Consider the following 18,707-nt stretch of genomic DNA (forward strand, 5'->3'; position numbering starts at 1 on the left):
TCATGCCGATCGTATACTACATCACCCATCCCCAGGTTCAGATCGATGCCAACGTTCCCGTGCCGCACTGGGGGCTATCCGAGATCGGACGAGCGCGAGCATCAGCCATGCTCGATCAGCCATGGGTCGGATCGATCCGCCGTGTCGTCTCGTCGGCCGAGCGCAAGGCGATCGAAACCGCCGAGATTCTTGGCAAACACCTCGGCCTCGCGGTCGAGGTGAGGGAGCGCATGCATGAGAACGATCGGTCGGCAACCGGCTTCCTGCCGCCGCCGGAGTTCGAGGCGGTCGCCGACCAGTTCTTCGCCGACCCGCACAAAAGCATCCGCGGCTGGGAGCGGGCCATCGATGCCCAGCAACGCATTGTCAGCGAGGTCGAAACGGTGCTGGGTGCTGCCGATGGCGGCGACATTGCCTTCGTCGGCCATGGCGGCGTCGGAACATTGCTGCTGCTCTCGCTCAGCGGCCGCGCAATCAGCCGCGCGGCGGACCAGCCGGCCGGCGGTGGTAATTACTTCGCCTATGATGTCGGCACGCGCCGCGTCGTCCACGGATGGCGGCCGATAGACAGTCTGGCGCCGCGCTAAAGCGGATGTCAGGAGATCATCGATACCGTAGCCGCGATGAAGCCGCGCGCGACCAGCGAATAGAACCTGTCCTCAGCGGATCAGCAGGGCCGTGCCGTAGAGGCCGAGCGCGAACACCGTGTGCGAGATCACGTTGAAGGCGCGGATCTGCATCGCGTTGGGGCGCTTTGACGCAGCCCAGCCGGCGCCCATGCCGGGCGCCAGCAGGAACCAGCCGGCGCCGATGGTGACCATGCCGAGGATGAAGGCCGGCAGGAAGGTCGGCGCGTCCAGCCATGCCGTGCCCGCCAGCGCCACCAGGATGAAGCCGTAGACGATGCCGGTGACATAGTGGAAAGCCCAGCCCAGCGCCTGCTCATGCGCATAGGGCGCGGCTTGTGCGATGTCGTCGTGGAAAACCTTGCCTTCCCTGAAGTGCCAGACCCAGCGGCCGGGCGGCCCCCAGTTCGGCCGCGGCTGACTGAGCGCCAGATGCAGGAACATCGCCCAGAGATCCATCAGCACCGTGGCGCCGATGCCAATCGCAATGCTGCGCCAGATGATGTCAAACATCGTCGATGTCCCCCAAAGCAGGCAATCCGGCTGGAAGCGCGTGGTCGTCAGGCCATGGCGTTCATGAGCCGACGCGGCCGCTGCGGTTTAGAGCTGGCTCAGAATGTGAGCGGCGCCCGATGTGTCGACTCCTGGCTTGGTCTCGACATTGAGCGCCGTGACCTTGCCGTTGTCGACGATCATCGAGAAGCGCTTCGAGCGCAATCCCATGCCGCCGCTGGAATAGTCGGAGTCGAGGCCGATCGACTTGGCGAAGTCGCCATTGCCGTCGGCGAGATAGAGGATCTTGCCTTGACCGCCGGTGAAATTGGCCCAGGCACCCATGACATGGACGTCGTTGACCGACACGACGGCGATGGTGTCGACGCCGCGGGCCAGGATGGCATCGTGGTTCTCGAGATAGCCCGGCAGATGATTGTTGCTGCATGTCGGCGTGAAGGCGCCGGGAACACCGAACAGCACGACCTTCTTGCCCGCGAAAATCTCGGCCGAGGTGATCACCTTGGCGCCGTCGGCGGTCATTTCCTTGAAGGTCGCATCGGGCAGTTTGTCGCCAACGGCAATCGTCATGTTGGTCCTCGTGTGAAAAGCAGGGAAGGTTTCTTGCGATAGCGAAATCGGGCATCTCCCGCAACCGCCGACAAGGCCTGGATCAAGGGAAAGCCTGGATCGGGTTCCGTATCAGGGGAACGGCAGAACGCCCTCGACCGCGCCTTCGGCACTTGTCAGGGTGTAATACAACCCGCCACCGGTCGGTGCCGTCGACGGCCGGTCGAGGATCGGAATGGTAAACACCAGCCGGCCGTCCTTCTCGCTGCGCGCAGGCGCCCCGAACATATAGTCGCGTCCCCCGGCGACGAATAAATCCGCCGCCTCCGGATCTCCGGGAAAAGTCGCCTCGACGATCAGCGTCTCATGGTCGCCCGGCAGCACCTTGATCCCGAAATCGGGCTTGGCAGGCGCGGGCAAGGTGGCGAGTGCAGCCTTCACCAGCGCCGCATCCTCGGCATTGTCGGGATCGGCGGCGGGATCGACGCTCAGCCGCGTCTGCACCGGAATACAGATCGTCTCGCAGATGCCAAGAAAGATGTCGGCATCGATGACGGCCGCATCCCCAGGCGACGACAAAGTGAATGTCACCGGCAGCGAGACCGGATGGTTGTAGCCGGCCCATTTGCCGTAGCCGTCGTCATGACGCTGCGGCGGAGGGAAGGAAAACGCCGCATCGGTGATGTTGGTGCTGGCCGAAACGTCGATCTGCGGCGGCACGCCGGCGTCGCCCGGATCGCGCCAATAAGTTTTCCAGCCGGGCTTGAGCGCGATGTCGAGCACGCCCTGTATGCGACCGGCCTCGTCGGCCTTGCCTGATGTCACGAGCCGCACCCTGCCGCCTTCGCTGTTGTACCAGTCGGAAGACGAGGCGGCGGCGGGAAGGGCTACTCCGCATCCGATGGCGGCGCCGAGCAGCAGGATTTTCAAACTTTGCATGGCGTTGATTTGATCGTCAGTTCATGGCCGCGCAATGTTTTCATGGCGCTCTGCGTATCATATTTGCGTGACCTTCGGGCAAGGAACAGTTGGGTTCAAGCAATCGGCCGAGCAAAGTTTACAGCCAGGAATCCGTTATTCCAACCATCGGGCTTTGGCCGAATCCCACGCGGCGCATCTTTTCGGCGTCCCGGAAACGCGTTACGCTCCCGTCCATGGACTTGTTGCGCCACAAAAAGACGGCCGGTGGACGCGGCTTTCTTGACGACCAGTTTCTGATTGCCATGCCCGGCATGAAGGACGATCGCTTCACGCGCTCGGTCATCTACATCTGTGCGCACAGCGATGAAGGCGCCATGGGCCTGATCATCAACCAGACGCAACAGATGCTGTTTCCCGATCTTCTGGTGCAGCTCGGCATCATGAACGAGCAGGAGGCGATCAGGCTGCCGGCGCAGGCCCGCGACTTCGTCGTGCGCAATGGCGGCCCGGTGGACCGCAGCCGCGGCTTCGTCCTGCACTCGGGCGACTACCGGGTGGAATCCTCGCTCACCGTCTCCGACGATATCTGCCTGACCGCGACGGTCGACATATTGCGCGCCATCTCGTCCGGCCGCGGCCCGCGGCGCGCATTGATGGCGCTCGGCTATTCCGGCTGGGGCGCCGGCCAGCTGGAAACCGAGATCGCCGAGAATGGCTGGCTGACCTGTCCGGCCACGCCGGAGCTGCTGTTCGACGCCGACATCGAGCGGAAGTACGACCGCATCCTGGCATCGATCGGGATTGATCTGGCGCATTTGAGCCTGGCCGCGGGGCACGCCTGAGGCCTCGCCTTCGCCGACGTTCCGCCGAACCTTCGCGACTAGCCGAAGCCGCCCGCCACTTTCGTCATCCTAGGGTCTGCGCTGCGTCGCTGCGCTCCTTGCTTCGCCCTAGGATGACGAAGGCGCGGTCGCTTCAGCTAATTTTCGGGGTTCATTCCAATGTAACCACGCGCCTGCACGACGCATGCCTCACCCATCACGCCTGCGTCATCGGGTACTGCTCCTTCAACGCCTTCAGCACCTGGTCGCCGGGCATGGGGGCGCCGAACATGAAGCTTTGCACATACTCGCAGCCCATCTGGCGCAGTTCCAGCGCATCGCTTTCGTCGGAAATGCCCTCGGCCACCACCGACAGGCCGAGTTCATGCGCCATGTTGACCATGGATTTGAGCAGCACCGCCCGCTTCGGCGTCGCATCGTCGACGAAGCTCTTGTCGATCTTGATGGTGTCGAAGGGGAAGCGGGTCAGATAGGCGAGCGAGGAATAGCCGGTGCCGAAATCGTCCAGCGACAGGCCGATGCCGAGCTGCTTGAGCTTGGTCAGCACATGCGAGGTCTGCTCTGGATTGTCCATGACCAGCGATTCGGTAAGTTCGAGCCGGAAGCAGCGCGGCTTCAGATTGGCGCGCGCGATGACCGAGCGGACATCGCTGACCAGGTCGCGGCGGATCAGCTGGCGGCTGGACAGATTGACCGACACCGACAGCGGCGTGTCGCCGATCTGCTTTTGCCAGCCGGCGAGGTCCTCGGCCGCCTGCTGCATGGCAAACAGACCAAGCTGCACGATCAGGCCACAGCTTTCGGCGACCGGAATGAAATCGCCGGGCGGGATCATGCCGCGGCGCGGATGGTCCCAACGCAGCAGCGCTTCGAAGCCGGCAATGCTGCCGTCCTCCAGCCGCACGATCGGCTGGTAGGCAAGGGTGAATTCGCGCCGCTCGATGGCGCGGCGCAGATCGGATTCGAATTGCAGCCGGTCGGTGCCGACGGTGCGGAAGGCCGGCCGGAACGGCTCGATCCTGTCGCCGCCGAAGCGCTTGGCCTGGTGCATGGCAAGCTCGGCGTCCTTGACCATGTCTTCTGCCGAAGTCTGCGCCGAGGTCCAGGTGATCAGGCCGATCGAGGCAGTCAGCACGATCTCGCGCTTGGCGAAGGTGATCGGGTTGTTGATGGCGTGCTTGATGGCGTCTGCCACCGCCGCGATGCGGGAGGGTTCCTGTTCGGAGAGCAGCATCAGGGCGAACTGGTCACCGGCAAAGCGCGACAGCGAATCCTTAGGTTTCAACAGCCGGTGCAAGCGGCGCGCAATGGTGAGCAGGATGGTGTCGCCGGCCGAGATGCCAAGCCCGTCATTGACCTGCTTGAAACGGTCGATGTCGATGACGAAGACGGTGGGGCGCACCTTCTCTTCGGTGCGCGCGATCGAGATGATGGCTTCCAGCCGGTTCATCAGAAGTTCGCGGTTGGGCAGGCCGGTCAGATTGTCGTGAACGGCATCGTGCAGCAGCCTTTCCTCGGACTTTTTCTGCTCGGTAACGTCGACCATGGTGCCGACGCAGCGAATCACTTCGCCATCCGAGCCGATCACCGGCCGCGCCCGAAGCAAGAACCAGTGGTAGTGCCCGTCGGCGCCGCGCAGGCGGAAATTCTGCGAGACCCGGCCGCGCCGATGTTCGAGCACCACGTCGAGGGTGGTGCGGAACGTGTCGCGGTCGTCGGCATGCAGCACCGGCAGCCAGTTGCGGGCCGCACCCCCCAGGCTGTTGGGCGCCAGGCCAAGCTGGATGCTGACGTCGGGCTTGGTGACGACGCGGTCGCGCAGCACGTCCCAGTCCCACACCGTGTCGCCGGAGCCGGCGACGGCCAGCGCCTGGCGCTCGAGATCGGAGAACAGGCCCTGATGCAGCGCGCCGCCGGCAAAGGCATGCTGCATGACGGTGAAGCCGATCAAAAGGATGATCAGGATCAGCCCGCCGCCCAATGCCGGCTGGGCGATGTCGTTGTCGAGCATGCCGGTGATCGCCATCCACGACCCGCACAGCCATAGCAGCACCATCACCCAACTGGGCACCAGCATGATCGCACGGTCGTAACCACGAAGACCGAGCAGGATGATGAGGCCGAGCCCGGTCAGCGCGGTGGCGGCAAAGGACAGCCGGGCAATACCGGCGGCGACGGCCGGATCGATGATGGCCACACCCGCGATCAGCACCAGGCCGAGAATCCAGACCAGCGCGCCATAGCTGAAATGCCCGTGCCACCGGTTGAGGTTGAGATAGGCGAACAGGAACACCACGAAGGTCGCCGCAAGCGCCACCTCCGTTCCCGCCCGCCACATCTGCTCGTTGCCGGGCGATATCTCTATGATCTTGTTCAGAAAGCCGAAATCGACGCAGATATAGGCAAGTACCGCCCACGCAAGTGCGGCTGTCGCCGGAAACATCGAGGTTCCCTTGACGACGAAAAGGATGGTCAGGAAGAGCGCCAGCAACCCGGCGATGCCGATGACGATGCCACGGAACAGCGTATAGGAATTGACCGAGTCCTTGTAGGCTTCCGGCTCCCATAGATAGACCTGCGGCAGCTTCGGCGAGGCGAGTTCGGCGATGAAGGTGATCACCGTTCCCGGGTTCAGCGTCACCCGGAACACGTCGGCGTCGGAGCTTGACTGGCGGTCGAGCGCGAAGCCCTCGCTGGGGGTGATCGCGGCGATGCGGGTGGCGCCGAGATCGGGCCAGAAGATGCCGGAATTCACCAGCCGGAAATGCGGCGCCACGATCAGCCGGTCGAGCTGCTGGTCGGTGGTGTTGGCGAGCGCGAACACCGCCCAGTCGCCGCTCGAGCGCGCGTCATTGGCCTCGACCTCGATGCGCCGCACGATGCCGTCGGGACCGGGCGCGGTCGACACCTGGAAGTTTTCGCCCTGATTGACGTAGATCTGGACGGCGCGCGACAGGTCGAGCGCGACATCGTCGCGGGCAATCTTGATCGGTTCGACGGCGAAGGCCGGGAGCGCCGCGCAAAGCGTGACGACGGCCGCCAGAAAAAAGGCCAACAGCGACCCGTTTCGCAGGAAATTCGTCAAAAATCAGTCCTTCGTTCCAGCGCCCGGCGGATCGTCCGCGATCCGGGCGTAGAGGTAGTGGTCCTGCCAGATGCCGTTGATCCTGAGGTAGGATCGCAGAAGTCCTTCGCGCCGGAATCCGGCTTTTTCAAGCACGCGGATCGACCGGACATTGTCGGGAATACAGGCAGCTTCGATCCGGTGCAACCTCAGCGTATCGAAGGCGAAGCGGCAGACCACCTTGACCGCGTCGGTCATCAGGCCGCGGCCGCCGAACTGCTCCCCGATCCAGTAGCCGACATGGCCGCTTTGCGAGACGCCGTGGCGGATATTGCCGAGCGTAATGCCGCCGGCAAGCTTGCCGCTCGCCTTCTCGAAGATGAAGAAGGCGATGGCGGTTCCCTGCGCATAGTCTTCGCGGTAGCGGCCGATGCGCAGCCGCCAGGCGGTGCGGTCGAGTTCATCGGGCGTCCAGCGCGGCTCCCACGGTTCGAGGAAGGCACGGCTTTCGCCGCGCACCGCAGACCATTCGCGATAGTCGTTGGTGTAGGGCACGCGCAGCATGACCCGGTCGCCTTTCAGTGCCGGCAGGTCACGGCGAAAGAAAGGGAGCGCGAACACCGGCGCTTGAAGGCTTAGACGGCGAGCTTGCGGGCCGTGGTGTGCGTGCCCGCAAGCGAATCGAGAATCGCCTCATAGGGCGCGAGCGTACCCACCGGTCCAACCGCAGTCAGCGTCGGCTTGGTCGAAAACAGCCGGGACGAAAGGTCGGTCAGCCGCTCGACGGTCAGCGCCGACAGCCGTTCCATCAACTCCTCCTTGGCGATCGGCCGGCCGAACAGAAGCAGCTGCCTGGCGATCTGCGAGGCGCGGCTGGCCGGGCTTTCAGCCGACATGATCAGGCCGGCGCGGTATTGCGCGCGGGCGCGGTCGAGTTCTTCCTGAAGGATATTCTCGCCGGCCTTCTGCAGCTCGTCGATGATGACCGGCACCAGTTCGGCAATGTCGCTCTGCCCGGTCGCGGCATGAACGCCGAAGATGCCGGTATCGGAAAAACCCCAGTGGAAGGCATAGACCGAATAGCACAGGCCACGCTTTTCGCGGACCTCCTGGAACAGCCGGGACGACATGCCGCCGCCGAGGATCATCGACAGCACCTGCGAAGCGTAGAAATCGCGCACATGATAGGCTCGGCCTTCGAAGCCGAGCACGATCTGCGCGTCCATCAGGTCGCGATCCTCGCGGAAATCGCCGCCGACATACTGCGCATATTGGGGCATCGTGCTGTCGGACTTGCTGCGGAAACCGCCGAGCTGTTTTTCGACCTCGCGCACGAAATTGTCATGCTTGATGTCGCCGGCCGCGACGATCACCATCTTCTCGGCGCCATATTGGCGCTCGATGAAATCATGCAGCTGTTTGGAGGTGAAGGATTTGACGGTTTCCGGCGTGCCGAGGATCGAGCGGCCGATCGTCTGGTGGCGGAAGGCGGTCTCGGTGAAACGGTCGAAGACGATGTCGTCGGGTGTGTCGTGCGCGGCGCCGATCTCCTGCAGGATCACATGCTGCTCGCGCTCCAGTTCCTCTGGGTCGAATTCGGACTCCTGCAGGATATCGGCAAGGATATCCACCGCCAGCGGCACATCGTCGGACAGCACCCTGGCGTAATAGGACGTCGTCTCGACTGATGTGGCGGCATTGATCTCGCCGCCGACATCCTCGATTTCCGAGGCGATCTCGAAGGCCGTCCGCCTTTTCGTACCCTTGAAGGCCATATGCTCGAGCAGATGGGCCATTCCGTGCTCGTCGTCACGCTCATTGCGGGCGCCGGACTTGACCCAGGCGCCAAGGGCAACGGATTCGAGGCTTGGAAGGGTTTCGGTGGCGACTGTCAGGCCGTTCGACAGACGGCTTACCTCAACACCCATATGGCAAGTACTCCCTAACGCGCTGCCCTTGAGTGGCGGCTCACGTAATCTTCCACCATTTTCAGGTCGGATGGAAGTACCGTGTACTTTTCGTCGGCTGACATCAAGGACCCCAGCCATGCGGGCAGGGCCGGCGACACGCCGCAGGCGGCTTCGACCGCGGCCGGGAACTTGGCCGGGTGCGCCGTGCCCAGCACCACCATCGGCACTGCACCGTCAGCCTTGCCGGCGGCGACATGCACGGCCGCGGCCGTGTGCGGATCGAGCAGATAATTGCTGGATTCGAGCGTTGAACGGATGGTGGCGGCAACCTCGTCCATATCAGCGCGTCCGGCGTCGAATTCGGACCGCATCCGGTCGATTTCTGCGGTTTCGATGGTGAAGGCGCCGGATTGCTTGAGGCCGGCCATGTAACGCCGCACCGTCTCTGCGTTACGGTCGCAGGCCTCGAACAGCAGTCGCTCGAAGTTCGACGATACCTGGATGTCCATCGATGGCGACGTCGTCGCAAACACACCCTTGGTGCGGTATTCACCGGTCGCGAAAGTGCGCGCCAATATGTCGTTGTCGTTGGTGGCGACGATCAGCCGCTCGATCGGCAGGCCCATCTTCTTGGCGGCGTAACCGGCGAAAATATCGCCGAAATTGCCGGTCGGCACGGTAAAGGAGACCGGCCTGTCCGGCGCGCCGAGCGAAAGCGCCGAGGAAAAATAATAGACGATCTGGGCCATGATGCGGGCCCAGTTGATCGAATTGACGCCCGACAGCGACACGCGATCACGAAAACCATGATCGTTGAACATATCCTTCAGCAGGCCCTGGCAATCGTCGAAATTGCCTTCGATGGCCAGCGCCTGGACGTTGGTGGCCGTCGATGTCGTCATCTGCCGCTGCTGCACCGGCGAGACGCGGCCATGCGGAAACATCACGAAAATGTCAGTTCGGTCGCGGCCGGCGAAGGCATCGATGGCGGCGCCGCCGGTGTCACCCGAGGTCGCGCCGACGATGGTTGCGCGCTGGCCGCGCTCAGTCAGTACATGGTCCATCAGCCGGGCAAGCAGCTGCATGGCAACGTCCTTGAAGGCCAGCGTCGGACCGTGGAAGAGTTCAAGGATGAACGTGTTGGCGCCGGTCTGCACCAGCGGGCAGACGGCCCGGTGGCGGAAGGTGGCATAGGCTTCTCGCACCAGGCGCTCGAAGACGGGTGCGGCGATCTCGCCGCCGAGGAACGGCGTCAGCACGCGGATGGCGAGGTCCGCATAGGGCAGGCCGCGCATGGCGCGGATCTCGGCTGCCGAAAACTGCGGCCATGTCTGCGGCACATAAAGCCCGCCGTCGCGGGCCAGCCCCGCCAGCACCGCGTCGGCAAATCCAAGCACGGGTGCATCCCCGCGGGTACTCACATAGCGCATCGTCAAGGTCCATTGCTGCCGCCGGTTCATCCACGGCAATTGGTTAATTTTCCGAGCCGGCTCAGTCGCATTTTTGCCGTGGCGTTGCTATACGTCACCAACTTTGCGAGAGGGAAGTGCAGTTTCATGGCGTTTCACAAGTTCAACCGTCGCTTTGTCGCGGGTCTGGCGCTCACCGGCTTTATGCTTGCCGCCGCCGGTTGCCAATCGAGCGACAATGGCATCCTCAATCTCGGTTTCGGCAAGAAGACCGACCCGAATGCGCCAATACCGCCGCAGGATCCCAAGGTTCTCGCCAGCCAGTTGCAGGCCTACTGCCCGAAAGTGACGGTGCGCGATGGCACCGCCTACTTCAATACCTACGCCAAGGGCGCGCCGCAGCCGAGAAAGAAAAAGGCTGATGCGGCACAGGATGCCGAGGCCGCTGCCGCCGCGCAGACGGCGCCTGACGGCTCCATCGTCGATCCGAACAAGGATCCGGCCAAGATCATCTACCAGGCCTCGATCAGCGATGTGAGCCGCGATTGCAGCCGTGCCAACGGCCAGTTGACGATGAAGGTTGGCGTTGCCGGCAAGATCGTGCCGGGACCGCTGTTCGCCCCCGGCACCATCACCATGCCGATCCGCATTGCCGTCATGCACGGCCCCGACGTGCTTTATTCGCAAATTCACCCCTATCAGATCCAGGTCAGCGATCCCTCGACCGCCACCCAGTTCGTGTTCACCGATCCCAACGTCGTCGTGCCCGAACCCTCCGCCCGGGATTACACTGTCTATGCCGGCTATGACGACACCGCGCCGGCGGCGGCGGACAAGAAGTCCGGCAAGAAAAAGAAGCGCGCTCCCGCGACGAACTAAGCGCCTGGGCACCGTCGCTGCTGCGACGGTGCCGGTCAACTCTTTGAAAGATCCAAACGATCCGATCGTAATCCTGCAGGCGTGCGCCTGCGGCAGGTCGCGTCTGCGCTTTAATCTCGATCCATTCCGCCAGCGCACTTGACTCATCCATATCCCGGCGGTTATACGTCAATCAATAGCTCGCAGGTTATTGATCCCGATGCCGGACGCCCACGATACTTTGTTCAGAACGCTTGCCGACCCGACCCGGCGGGCCATCTTCGAGCGCTTGTGCCGCCAAGGTGAGCAGACCGTGGGGGCGCTGACGGCGCAGTCCGGGGTCTCGCAACCGGCGGTGTCGAAGCATCTCGGCGTCCTGAAGCTGGCCGGCCTGGTGCGTGACCGCCACGCCGGACGCCAGACCCACTACAGCGCCCAGCCCGCGGCACTTGGCCCGCTGACCGACTGGACAGTTCAAATGACTGGATTCTGGGAGAGCCGCTTCGATGATCTCGAGAGCCTGCTGAAAAGGATGGACCAGTGAGCAATCCCGAGCTGCGCACCGTCGTCGTCGAACGTGAAATATCCTGGCCGGCGGAGAAGATCTGGCGCGCGTTGACGCAGCCGCATCTGATTGAGGAATGGCTCATGAAGAACGATTTCAAGCCTGTCGTCGGCCACAGCTTCAATCTTCGCGGCGACTGGGGCGGCGTGCTCGACTGCGAGGTGCTGGCCATCGAGCAAAACAGGACGCTGTCCTACAGCTGGGATTTTGCGCATGAGGATGCCGCCTACAATCTGACGAGCGTGGTGACGTTCACGCTCACACCCACGAGCTCGGGAACCCATCTGCGCGTCGAGCAGTCGGGCTTCCATCCGAGCCAGAAGCAGGCCTATGGCGGCGCCAGGGCCGGGTGGCAGCAATTCCTCACCAAGCTGGAGCAGGTCCTGGCGAAGCCGGATTGAAGCCTGCCGGTACCATGCCCTGATCGCGGGGCACCGAATGCAAAAAGGAGTAAATCGATGAAGATCAAGCTGACCAGCGTCTATGTGGACAACCAGGACAACGCACTGCGCTTCTACACCGACGTGCTGGGCTTTGCCGTGAAGGCCGACTTCAGCAATGGGCCTTTTCGTTGGCTGACCGTCATCTCACCCGATGAGCCCGAGGGAGCCGAGCTACAGCTGGCGCTCAACGACAACCCGGCCGCCAAGGCCTACCAGCAGGCCATCTTCAAGCAGGGGCAGCCCGCGCTCATGCTGTTCACCGACGAGGTCAAGGGTGATTACGAGCGCATCAAGGGACGCGGCGGTGCGTTCGCCATGGCGCCGACAGAAGTGACCGGCTCGACCATCGCCCAGCTCAACGACAGCTGCGGCAATCTGATCCAGATCACCCAGCTGGCGCGTTGGTAGGCGCTGGTTTCAAGAGGAGGTTGCAATGAATTTGAGCAAATGGATACGTCAAACCCATCGTTGGCTGTCGATCATCTTTACGCTGACCGTGGCAGCCAATTTCATCACCATGGCGTTCGGGCAACCTCCGGCCTGGGTGGTCTATTCGCCGCTGCTGCCGCTATTCCTGCTGCTGTTCAGCGGCCTCTACATGTTCGTGCTGCCTTACGTCGCGAGATCGCGTGGCGAGCAGGGCGCGCAAGGGTAGGACATGGCCAAGGCGCCGGGAAAATCGAAGGTCGCAAAACCGGCCCCAGACAAGCCGGAAAAGCCGGTCCTGCTTTCGGGCGGCAACCCGCAGATCCCGAAGGCCTATGGGGACGCTCCGGTGCAGGCCTATATTGCTGCCATGCCGGGCTGGAAAAGCGATGTCGGGCGCTGGATCGACGCACTTATCGTCAGCGCCGTCCCCAGCGTCTGCAAGGCGGTGAAGTGGAACTCACCGTTCTATGGCATCGAGGGCGAGGGTTGGTTCCTCAGCCTGCATTGCTTCACCAGATACGTCAAAGTCGCCTTCTTTCGCGGCACGTCGCTCGATCCTGTGCCTCCCGGCGGTTCCAGGCAAAAGGAAGTGCGCTATCTCGACATCCATGAAGGCGAAGAGATCGACGAAGCCCGCTTCGCCTCCTGGGTGAGCCAGGCCAGCCGATTGCCCGGCGAGAAGATGTGAACGGAGGCAGACCATGAAGGTCAGCATGTCGAGCAAGGACGAGGGAGGCGCCTCTGCCTCCGAGCGGATAGATGCCCGAATCCGGGAGCTGGACGATTGGCGGGGCAAGACGTTGGCCAGCCTGCGCAAGACCATCCTCGACGCCGACCCGGAAATCATCGAGGAGTGGAAGTGGATGGGCAGCCCGGTATGGTCACGCGACGGCATGATCGCCGTCGGCAACGCTCACAAGGACAAGGTGAAGCTGACCTTTTCTCACGGCGCCAGCCTGCCGGATCCCGACAGGCTGTTCAACAACGGGCTCAACGGCAAGGTGTGGCGCGCCATCGATGTGGCGGAGGGCGACGAGATCGATGCGGATGCGCTGAAAGCGCTCGTCCGTGCCGCGATTGCCTACAACAGGGCAAAGAAGAAACCGGCCAAGTCGGCCAAAGCCAAGGACTGATCGGTTCAGGCGTCCGACCATTCCGACAGAGCGGCAACCACACTTTTCAGTTCGGCCCAGCGGCGGATGACGGTTTCGGCGCCGGCTTCGGTCAGCACATCGGCATGGCCGGGATAGCTGTGCGCGGCGCCGGTGAAGCCGATCACGCGCATGCCAGCGGCCCTGGCGCCGGTGACGCCGTGCACCGAATCCTCGATGACGAAGGTGTTTGCCGGATTGGCGTTGAGTTGCTGCGCCGCGATCAGGAACACATCCGGCGCGGGCTTGGTTTTCTTGCTTGGTATTTCCAGCGCTGAAAAAATCCGGCCGGCGAAGAACGGCAGCAGGCCCACTTTCTCGAGCATGAACTCGATCCGCTCCAAGCGTGAGTTCGAGCAGACGCAGCGCGGCGCGGTGACCGCGGCGACCGCCTCGCGCACGCCGTCGATGGCGCGCACGTCGCTGCGCAGTTTGCGGTCGACGAGCTCTTCGGCCCGGTCGATCATCGAGGCCTGGAACGGGATGGCGGATTTTTGCTCGACCCGCATCATGATGTCCTTGAAGGTCAGTCCGGCATAGGTTTCGGCGTATTCCTCAGCCGAGATTTCATATCCGGCCAAGGTCAGCAATTCGGCCTCGACGCGGGCTGCGATGATTTCGGAATCGACGAGCACGCCGTCGCAATCGAAGATGACAAGATCTGGCTGGGGCATGGCAATCCGAACGAGGGAGGGTGATGGAGGCCCGGCAAGGCTCAAGCGGCGCGACATACACCAACGGGCCGGGCTGCGCAAATTGACGACGTCAGGGCTGCCTGGACCGTTGCGTCCTTCACCGAATATTTACGCTGATCGGTAACCATAATGGGGAGTAAACAGTAACGCGTGCCTTGGGTGTAAAAATGTCTGCCGTGCGTCTTCTCGCCGACCTCTCCCACGCCCCCCAGCAATCCGAGTGGCTGGACACGATCCTCAAGGGCGATTGTGTCGCCGCGCTCGACCGGCTGCCGGAAAAATCCATCGACGTCATCTTCGCCGATCCGCCTTACAATCTGCAACTCGACGGCGATTTGCACCGGCCCGACCAGTCCAAGGTCGACGCCGTCGACGATGACTGGGACCAGTTCGAGAGTTTCGAGGCCTATGACGCCTTCACCCGCGCCTGGCTCCTGGCGGCACGCCGCGTGCTGAAGCCGAATGGCACCATCTGGGTCATCGGCTCCTACCACAACATCTTCCGCGTCGGCGCCAAGATGCAGGATCTCGGCTTCTGGATCCTCAACGATGTCGTCTGGCGCAAGACCAACCCAATGCCTAATTTCCGCGGTCGCCGCTTCCAGAACGCGCATGAGACCATGATCTGGGCCTCGCGCGACCAGAAGGGCAAGGGCTATACCTTCAACTACGAAGCCATGAAGGCATCGAACGACGACATCCAGATGCGCTCCGACTGGCTGTTCCCGATCTGCACTGGCGGCGAGCGGCTGAAGAACGACAATGGCGACAAGCTGCATCCGACGCAGAAGCCGGAAGCGCTGCTCGCCCGCATCATGATGGCCTCGACCAAGCCGGGCGACATCGTGCTCGACCCGTTCTTCGGATCCGGCACAACCGGCGCCGTGGCCAAGCGGCTTGGCCGCCATTTCGTCGGCATCGAGCGCGAGCAGGCCTATATCGACGCCGCCAATGAGCGCATCGATGCCGTGCGGCCGCTGGAAACCGCCGATCTCACCGTGCTCACCGGCAAGCGCGCCGAGCCGCGCGTCGCCTTTGTCAGCCTCATCGATACCGGGCTTATGCAGCCCGGCGCCACGCTTTACGATGCCAAGAAGCGCTGGTCGGCCAAGGTACGCGCCGACGGCACGGTTGCCATCGGTGACAGCGCCGGCTCGATCCACAAGATCGGCGCCGAAGTGCAGGGCCTGGACGCCTGCAATGGCTGGACCTTCTGGCACTATGAGCGCTCGGGCGGCCTGACCCCGATCGACGAACTGCGCCGCATCGCCAGGCTCGGCATGGAACGGGCAGGGGCCTGACGCTACCACATAAAGGTCGGCGCCCTACGGCGCCCCCCTCTGGCCTGCCGGCCATCTCCCCCACGAGGGGGGAGATCGCGCGCTTCATTGTTTTCGCCAACCTTCAACGTTGTAAGAAAGAGCCGTCGGCGAGGCTGCCAATCTCCCCCCTCGTGGGGGAGATGCCCGGCAGGGCAGAGGGGGGCGCCATAAAGCGCTACCTTCGACCCCTCTGCGTAGCTCAGGTCGCGATGCCATACCGCTCTAGGTCCGCCTTGAGCGTTTTTGCATCTGTGAACAGCACAGCATTCCAGCCAGCCGCCCTGGCTCCGTCGACATTCCTGGGGCTGTCGTCGATGAACAGCGTGGCGGAGGGCTCCAGGCCGAACGCGACCACGTGATGGTCGTAGATGGCGCGGTCGGGCTTGATCTCACGGATATCGGCCGACACGGTCACGCCGCGCGGGCGGCTAAGGAAATCGAAGCGCAGTCTTGCCTCGGCAAGCGTGTCGGCGGCGAAGTTCGTCAGCATGGTCACGTCGCGGCCGCTCTCGATCAGGCCGAGCATGATGGCGACGCTGTCCTCATAGGCATGCGGCACCATGTCGTTCCAATAGCGCCGGAAATTGCGAATGTTTTCAGCATGATCCGGGTAATCCGCGATCAGCAGCGCTTCCGCCTCTTCCCACGTCCGGCCACGATCCTGCTCGATGTTCCAGTCATGCGTGCAGACATTGTCGAAGAACCACTTGCGCTCTTCGGCATCGGGAATGAGGCGGCTGAACGGAATGTTCGGATCGTAGTGGAGCAAGACGCGGCCGATGTCGAACACGATATGGCGGATTTCAGTCATTTCTGGCCTTTCAAAGCGAATGCTAGTCAATTGGGCGGTGTTTTTTGGTTGCGCCCGGTATCGCTGCTTCGATGACCTTTTTCATGACGGTCGGCAGCGCTTCTCCGGAAATGTCATGGGCCAGCGACCAGAAATGCCCTTCCGGCGCATCACTTTTCACTTGAGCGTGAAAAACTTCGAGCTCGAGCGCGAAATGGGTGAAGACATGCGCGATCTCTCCAGCGCGCCGCCAGTCGGCAGGGAAGGGCGCTGCCTCCGAAGTGGTTGCACCGTCGATCCGCGCTGTCCAACCTGTGGTCGGCACCTCGGTCATGCCGCCGAGCAGGCCCTTGTCAGGCCGCTTGCGCAACAGGATGGCGCCGTCGCCGCGCTCGGCGACGAAGGCGGCACCCCGCCTGAGTGGTTTGTCGACCTTGGGCAGGCGGACCGGAAAGCGCTCGGGGTCGCCGGACAGGATGGCGCTGCAATCCTCGCGCACCGGGCACAGCATGCAGCGCGGCCGTCTTGGCGTGCAGATCGTGGCGCCAAGGTCCATCATTGCCTGGGCGAAGTCGCCCGGCCTTGTCTGCGGAACCAGTCTTGCGACGAGCGCGCGGATTTCAGGCTTTGCCTCGCTGAGCCGCGTTGCGATCGAATAGAGCCGCGAGATGACACGTTCGACATTGCCGTCGACGACCGCCGCCGGACGGTCGAAGGCGATCGCCGCGATCGCCGCCGCCGTATAGGCGCCGATCCCCGGCAATTCCCTCAATCCCGTTTCGTTGTCGGGAAAACGGCCGCCCTGGCTCGCAACCAGATCGGCGCAGGCCTTGAGGTTGCGCGCCCGTGAATAATAGCCGAGCCCGGCCCAGGCCTTCATCACATCCTCGGCCGGCGCAGCCGCCAGCGCCTTCACATCAGGCCATTTCTCGACAAAGGCGCGAAAATAGGATTTTACCGCTTCGACCGTGGTCTGCTGCAGCATCACTTCCGAAAGCCAGATGCGATAGGGGTCCGGCCGTGCACCGCCGGCCGCGGCGTGCGGCGTGATCCGCCACGGCAGTTCGCGATGGTGCGCGTCGTACCAGGCAAGCAGACGCGCGGCGATCTCTCCCGATAGAGTTGGTCCGGATGCGGCCTTGCGGGTCTGTTCGTGCAGTGCCATTGATCGCGGGCTGGCTCTAGGCTGGTGAGGAGCGTGGCTGGAGAACGTACATGGCAGGGAGAACGCCTTACGGCAATCCCGTTCCGGTGAGCGATCTCGCGACCGCGATCCTCGACCCCGTGCTGCGCAAGCGGGCCGGCATTTCGATCGGGCTGGTGCAGTCATGGGAAGAGATCGCCGGCCCCAGGCTCGCCGGCCATTCGCGCCCCGAAAAAATCCAGTGGCCGCGCCGCATGCATGAGGACGATCCGTTCGAGCCGGCGGTGCTGGTCATCGCCTGCGAGGGCATGGCCGCGCTGCACCTACAGCACGAGACCGGCGAGATCATCAACCGCGTCAATGCCTTTCTCGGCTTCAACGCGATCGGCAGGATCCGGATCGTGCAAAAGCCGGTGCTGAGGGACAAAGCCCGGCCGAAACCGACGCCGAGAGCACTGACTTCTGTCGAAAAGGCCAAATTGTCCGATACCGTCGGCAAGATCGAGGATGAAGGCTTGCGCGCCTCGCTGGAGCGTCTTGGCGCCACAATTCTTGGCCAAAGGAAGCGGCCAAGGTAATCAACCGGTAATCAGTCGGTCATGAACGCGTCATCTATCTCGCGCATTCGTGATCCTGCATGTAGAGTTTGGCGATTGGAATGGGGACGGCGATGCCTTAATTCCCGCCAACTCTCGCCTTTTCTAGCCTTTGCGTTGCAAAATCAAACCACAGTCAGGTGATTCGCATGAACCGTAGCTTGTCCCGCAGAAACCTCCTGTCTTCGCTGGCCGTCATTCCGGCAGTGGCTATGCTCGCCGCATGCAGCGATTCAGGCGAGGACGCCAAAGCAGCGGATGTGAAGCCTGCGGCTCCCGCGCCTGCTTCGACGCCTGCCACTCCGGCCGCCGTCAAGGTCCCGGAGTCTTCCGGCAATGTCGACATGGCCGAACTGCTGAAGCCCGGCGCTTTGCCCGACAAGCAGCTCGGCAAGGATGACGCCAAGGTCACCATCGTCGAATATGCTTCGATGACCTGCCCGCATTGTGCGCATTTCGCGGCGACCACCTTCCCTGAGTTGAAGACCAAATACATCGACACCGGCAAGGCGCGTTACATCCTGCGCGAATTCCCGTTCGATCCGAGCGCCGAGGCCGGTTTCATGCTGGCGCGCTGTTCGAAGGACAATTATTTCCCGATGGTCGACGTGCTGTTCAAGCAGCAGGCCAACTGGGTCGGCGTCAACAATACCAAGGATGCGCTGCTGCAGATCTCCAAGCTCGCCGGTTTTACACAGGAGTCCTTCGAGGCCTGCTTGACGGACCAGAAACTTCTGGACGATGTGAGATCGGTCCAGAAGCGCGGCGCCGATGAATTCAAGGTCGACTCGACACCGACCTTCTTCATCAACGGGAAAACCTACAAAGGTGCGATGTCGATTGAGGAAATATCGGCCATCATCGACCCTCTGCTCTGACG

At 62.9% G+C, this 18,707-nt stretch carries 22 protein-coding genes; 12 read left to right on the top strand and 10 right to left on the bottom strand.

The genetic code is table 11. The features are described from left to right. Positions 1-2 precede the first annotated feature (2 nt). Positions 3-587: a histidine phosphatase family protein gene (locus NKI15_RS23200; RefSeq protein WP_023692069.1), complete on the top strand. Its 585-nt coding sequence runs from the start codon at positions 3-5 to the stop codon at positions 585-587. A 72-nt stretch (positions 588-659) separates the two neighbouring features. Here the strand turns inward: NKI15_RS23200 and NKI15_RS23205 are convergent, their stop codons facing one another. From NKI15_RS23205 to NKI15_RS23215, 3 genes are all read right to left on the bottom strand, one after another. Further along, complete coding sequence (locus tag NKI15_RS23205) at positions 660-1,139, bottom strand: DUF2938 domain-containing protein (protein WP_352514488.1); 480 nt, start codon at positions 1,137-1,139, stop codon at positions 660-662. Positions 1,140-1,226: 87 nt separating this feature from the next. Next, positions 1,227-1,709: a peroxiredoxin gene (locus NKI15_RS23210; RefSeq protein WP_023668407.1), complete on the bottom strand. Its 483-nt coding sequence runs from the start codon at positions 1,707-1,709 to the stop codon at positions 1,227-1,229. Between the two features lie 111 nt (positions 1,710-1,820). Beyond that, positions 1,821-2,627 carry a protein-disulfide reductase DsbD domain-containing protein gene (locus NKI15_RS23215; RefSeq protein ID WP_352514489.1) on the bottom strand — a complete coding sequence of 269 codons (807 nt, stop codon included), beginning with the start codon at positions 2,625-2,627 and terminating at the stop codon, positions 1,821-1,823. Between the two features lie 215 nt (positions 2,628-2,842). Here NKI15_RS23215 and NKI15_RS23220 point away from each other — a divergent pair, with 215 nt between their 5' ends. Next, positions 2,843-3,451 (top strand): YqgE/AlgH family protein, encoded by a 609-nt coding sequence (locus tag NKI15_RS23220; protein ID WP_023668405.1) that lies wholly within the window; start codon positions 2,843-2,845, stop codon positions 3,449-3,451. Positions 3,452-3,647: 196 nt separating this feature from the next. Here NKI15_RS23220 and NKI15_RS23225 read toward each other — a convergent pair whose 3' ends face one another. The 4 genes from NKI15_RS23225 to thrC are packed head-to-tail and all read right to left on the bottom strand — an operon-like array spanning position 3,648 to position 9,855. Continuing rightward, positions 3,648-6,536 carry an EAL domain-containing protein gene (locus tag NKI15_RS23225; protein WP_023692066.1) on the bottom strand — a complete coding sequence of 963 codons (2,889 nt, stop codon included), beginning with the start codon at positions 6,534-6,536 and terminating at the stop codon, positions 3,648-3,650. Between the two features lie 3 nt (positions 6,537-6,539). Continuing rightward, positions 6,540-7,136: a GNAT family N-acetyltransferase gene (locus NKI15_RS23230; protein WP_352514490.1), complete on the bottom strand. Its 597-nt coding sequence runs from the start codon at positions 7,134-7,136 to the stop codon at positions 6,540-6,542. A 14-nt stretch (positions 7,137-7,150) separates the two neighbouring features. Continuing rightward, entirely contained in the window at positions 7,151-8,443 is a 1,293-nt protein-coding gene (locus NKI15_RS23235) for a M16 family metallopeptidase (RefSeq protein ID WP_023668402.1), read from the bottom strand. Positions 8,444-8,457: 14 nt separating this feature from the next. Further along, complete coding sequence (gene thrC, locus NKI15_RS23240; protein WP_352514491.1) at positions 8,458-9,855, bottom strand: threonine synthase; 1,398 nt, start codon at positions 9,853-9,855, stop codon at positions 8,458-8,460. A gap of 126 nt (positions 9,856-9,981) precedes the next feature. Between thrC and NKI15_RS23245 the strand changes: the two genes are divergently transcribed. From NKI15_RS23245 to NKI15_RS23275, 7 genes are all read left to right on the top strand, one after another. After that, entirely contained in the window at positions 9,982-10,713 is a 732-nt protein-coding gene (locus NKI15_RS23245) for a hypothetical protein (RefSeq protein WP_023668400.1), read from the top strand. Between the two features lie 199 nt (positions 10,714-10,912). Further along, on the top strand, positions 10,913-11,236 hold the full coding sequence (locus NKI15_RS23250; RefSeq protein WP_023668399.1) for an ArsR/SmtB family transcription factor: 324 nt from the start codon (positions 10,913-10,915) through the stop codon (positions 11,234-11,236). Next, positions 11,233-11,658 (top strand): SRPBCC family protein, encoded by a 426-nt coding sequence (locus NKI15_RS23255; RefSeq protein ID WP_023668398.1) that lies wholly within the window; start codon positions 11,233-11,235, stop codon positions 11,656-11,658. The genes NKI15_RS23250 and NKI15_RS23255 overlap by 4 nt, the downstream gene beginning before the upstream one ends. Positions 11,659-11,715: 57 nt before the next feature. Then, complete coding sequence (locus NKI15_RS23260) at positions 11,716-12,108, top strand: VOC family protein (RefSeq protein WP_352514492.1); 393 nt, start codon at positions 11,716-11,718, stop codon at positions 12,106-12,108. A gap of 25 nt (positions 12,109-12,133) precedes the next feature. After that, on the top strand, positions 12,134-12,355 hold the full coding sequence (locus NKI15_RS23265; protein ID WP_023668396.1) for a hypothetical protein: 222 nt from the start codon (positions 12,134-12,136) through the stop codon (positions 12,353-12,355). A 3-nt stretch (positions 12,356-12,358) separates the two neighbouring features. Then, entirely contained in the window at positions 12,359-12,817 is a 459-nt protein-coding gene (locus NKI15_RS23270; protein ID WP_023668395.1) for a DUF1801 domain-containing protein, read from the top strand. Between the two features lie 13 nt (positions 12,818-12,830). Further along, the gene (locus NKI15_RS23275) at positions 12,831-13,262 is read left to right on the top strand and encodes a DUF1801 domain-containing protein (RefSeq protein WP_023668394.1); all 432 of its coding nucleotides are present in this window, start codon (positions 12,831-12,833) and stop codon (positions 13,260-13,262) included. 5 nt (positions 13,263-13,267) lie between these two features. Here the strand turns inward: NKI15_RS23275 and NKI15_RS23280 are convergent, their stop codons facing one another. Continuing rightward, positions 13,268-13,954, bottom strand: a complete 687-nt coding sequence (locus NKI15_RS23280; RefSeq protein ID WP_023706677.1) for an HAD family hydrolase — start codon at positions 13,952-13,954, stop codon at positions 13,268-13,270. Between the two features lie 188 nt (positions 13,955-14,142). On the opposite strand from NKI15_RS23280, the gene NKI15_RS23285 reads away from it, so the two are divergent. After that, positions 14,143-15,276: a site-specific DNA-methyltransferase gene (locus NKI15_RS23285; protein ID WP_023668392.1), complete on the top strand. Its 1,134-nt coding sequence runs from the start codon at positions 14,143-14,145 to the stop codon at positions 15,274-15,276. Between the two features lie 220 nt (positions 15,277-15,496). Here the strand turns inward: NKI15_RS23285 and NKI15_RS23290 are convergent, their stop codons facing one another. Both NKI15_RS23290 and mutY read right to left on the bottom strand, forming a co-directional pair. Continuing rightward, positions 15,497-16,108, bottom strand: coding sequence for an HAD family hydrolase (locus NKI15_RS23290; RefSeq protein ID WP_023668391.1), 612 nt, complete (start codon positions 16,106-16,108; stop codon positions 15,497-15,499). Positions 16,109-16,130: 22 nt separating this feature from the next. Beyond that, positions 16,131-17,252, bottom strand: a complete 1,122-nt coding sequence (gene mutY / locus NKI15_RS23295; protein WP_023668390.1) for an A/G-specific adenine glycosylase — start codon at positions 17,250-17,252, stop codon at positions 16,131-16,133. 50 nt (positions 17,253-17,302) lie between these two features. Here mutY and NKI15_RS23300 point away from each other — a divergent pair, with 50 nt between their 5' ends. Both NKI15_RS23300 and NKI15_RS23305 read left to right on the top strand, forming a co-directional pair. Then, positions 17,303-17,809, top strand: coding sequence for a DUF721 domain-containing protein (locus NKI15_RS23300; protein ID WP_023687168.1), 507 nt, complete (start codon positions 17,303-17,305; stop codon positions 17,807-17,809). Between the two features lie 167 nt (positions 17,810-17,976). Next, positions 17,977-18,705, top strand: coding sequence for a DsbA family protein (locus NKI15_RS23305; protein WP_023692056.1), 729 nt, complete (start codon positions 17,977-17,979; stop codon positions 18,703-18,705). Positions 18,706-18,707: the final 2 nt, after the last annotated feature.

The organism is Mesorhizobium sp. M0862, from assembly GCF_040319795.1.
GTDB lineage: Bacteria > Pseudomonadota > Alphaproteobacteria > Rhizobiales > Rhizobiaceae > Mesorhizobium.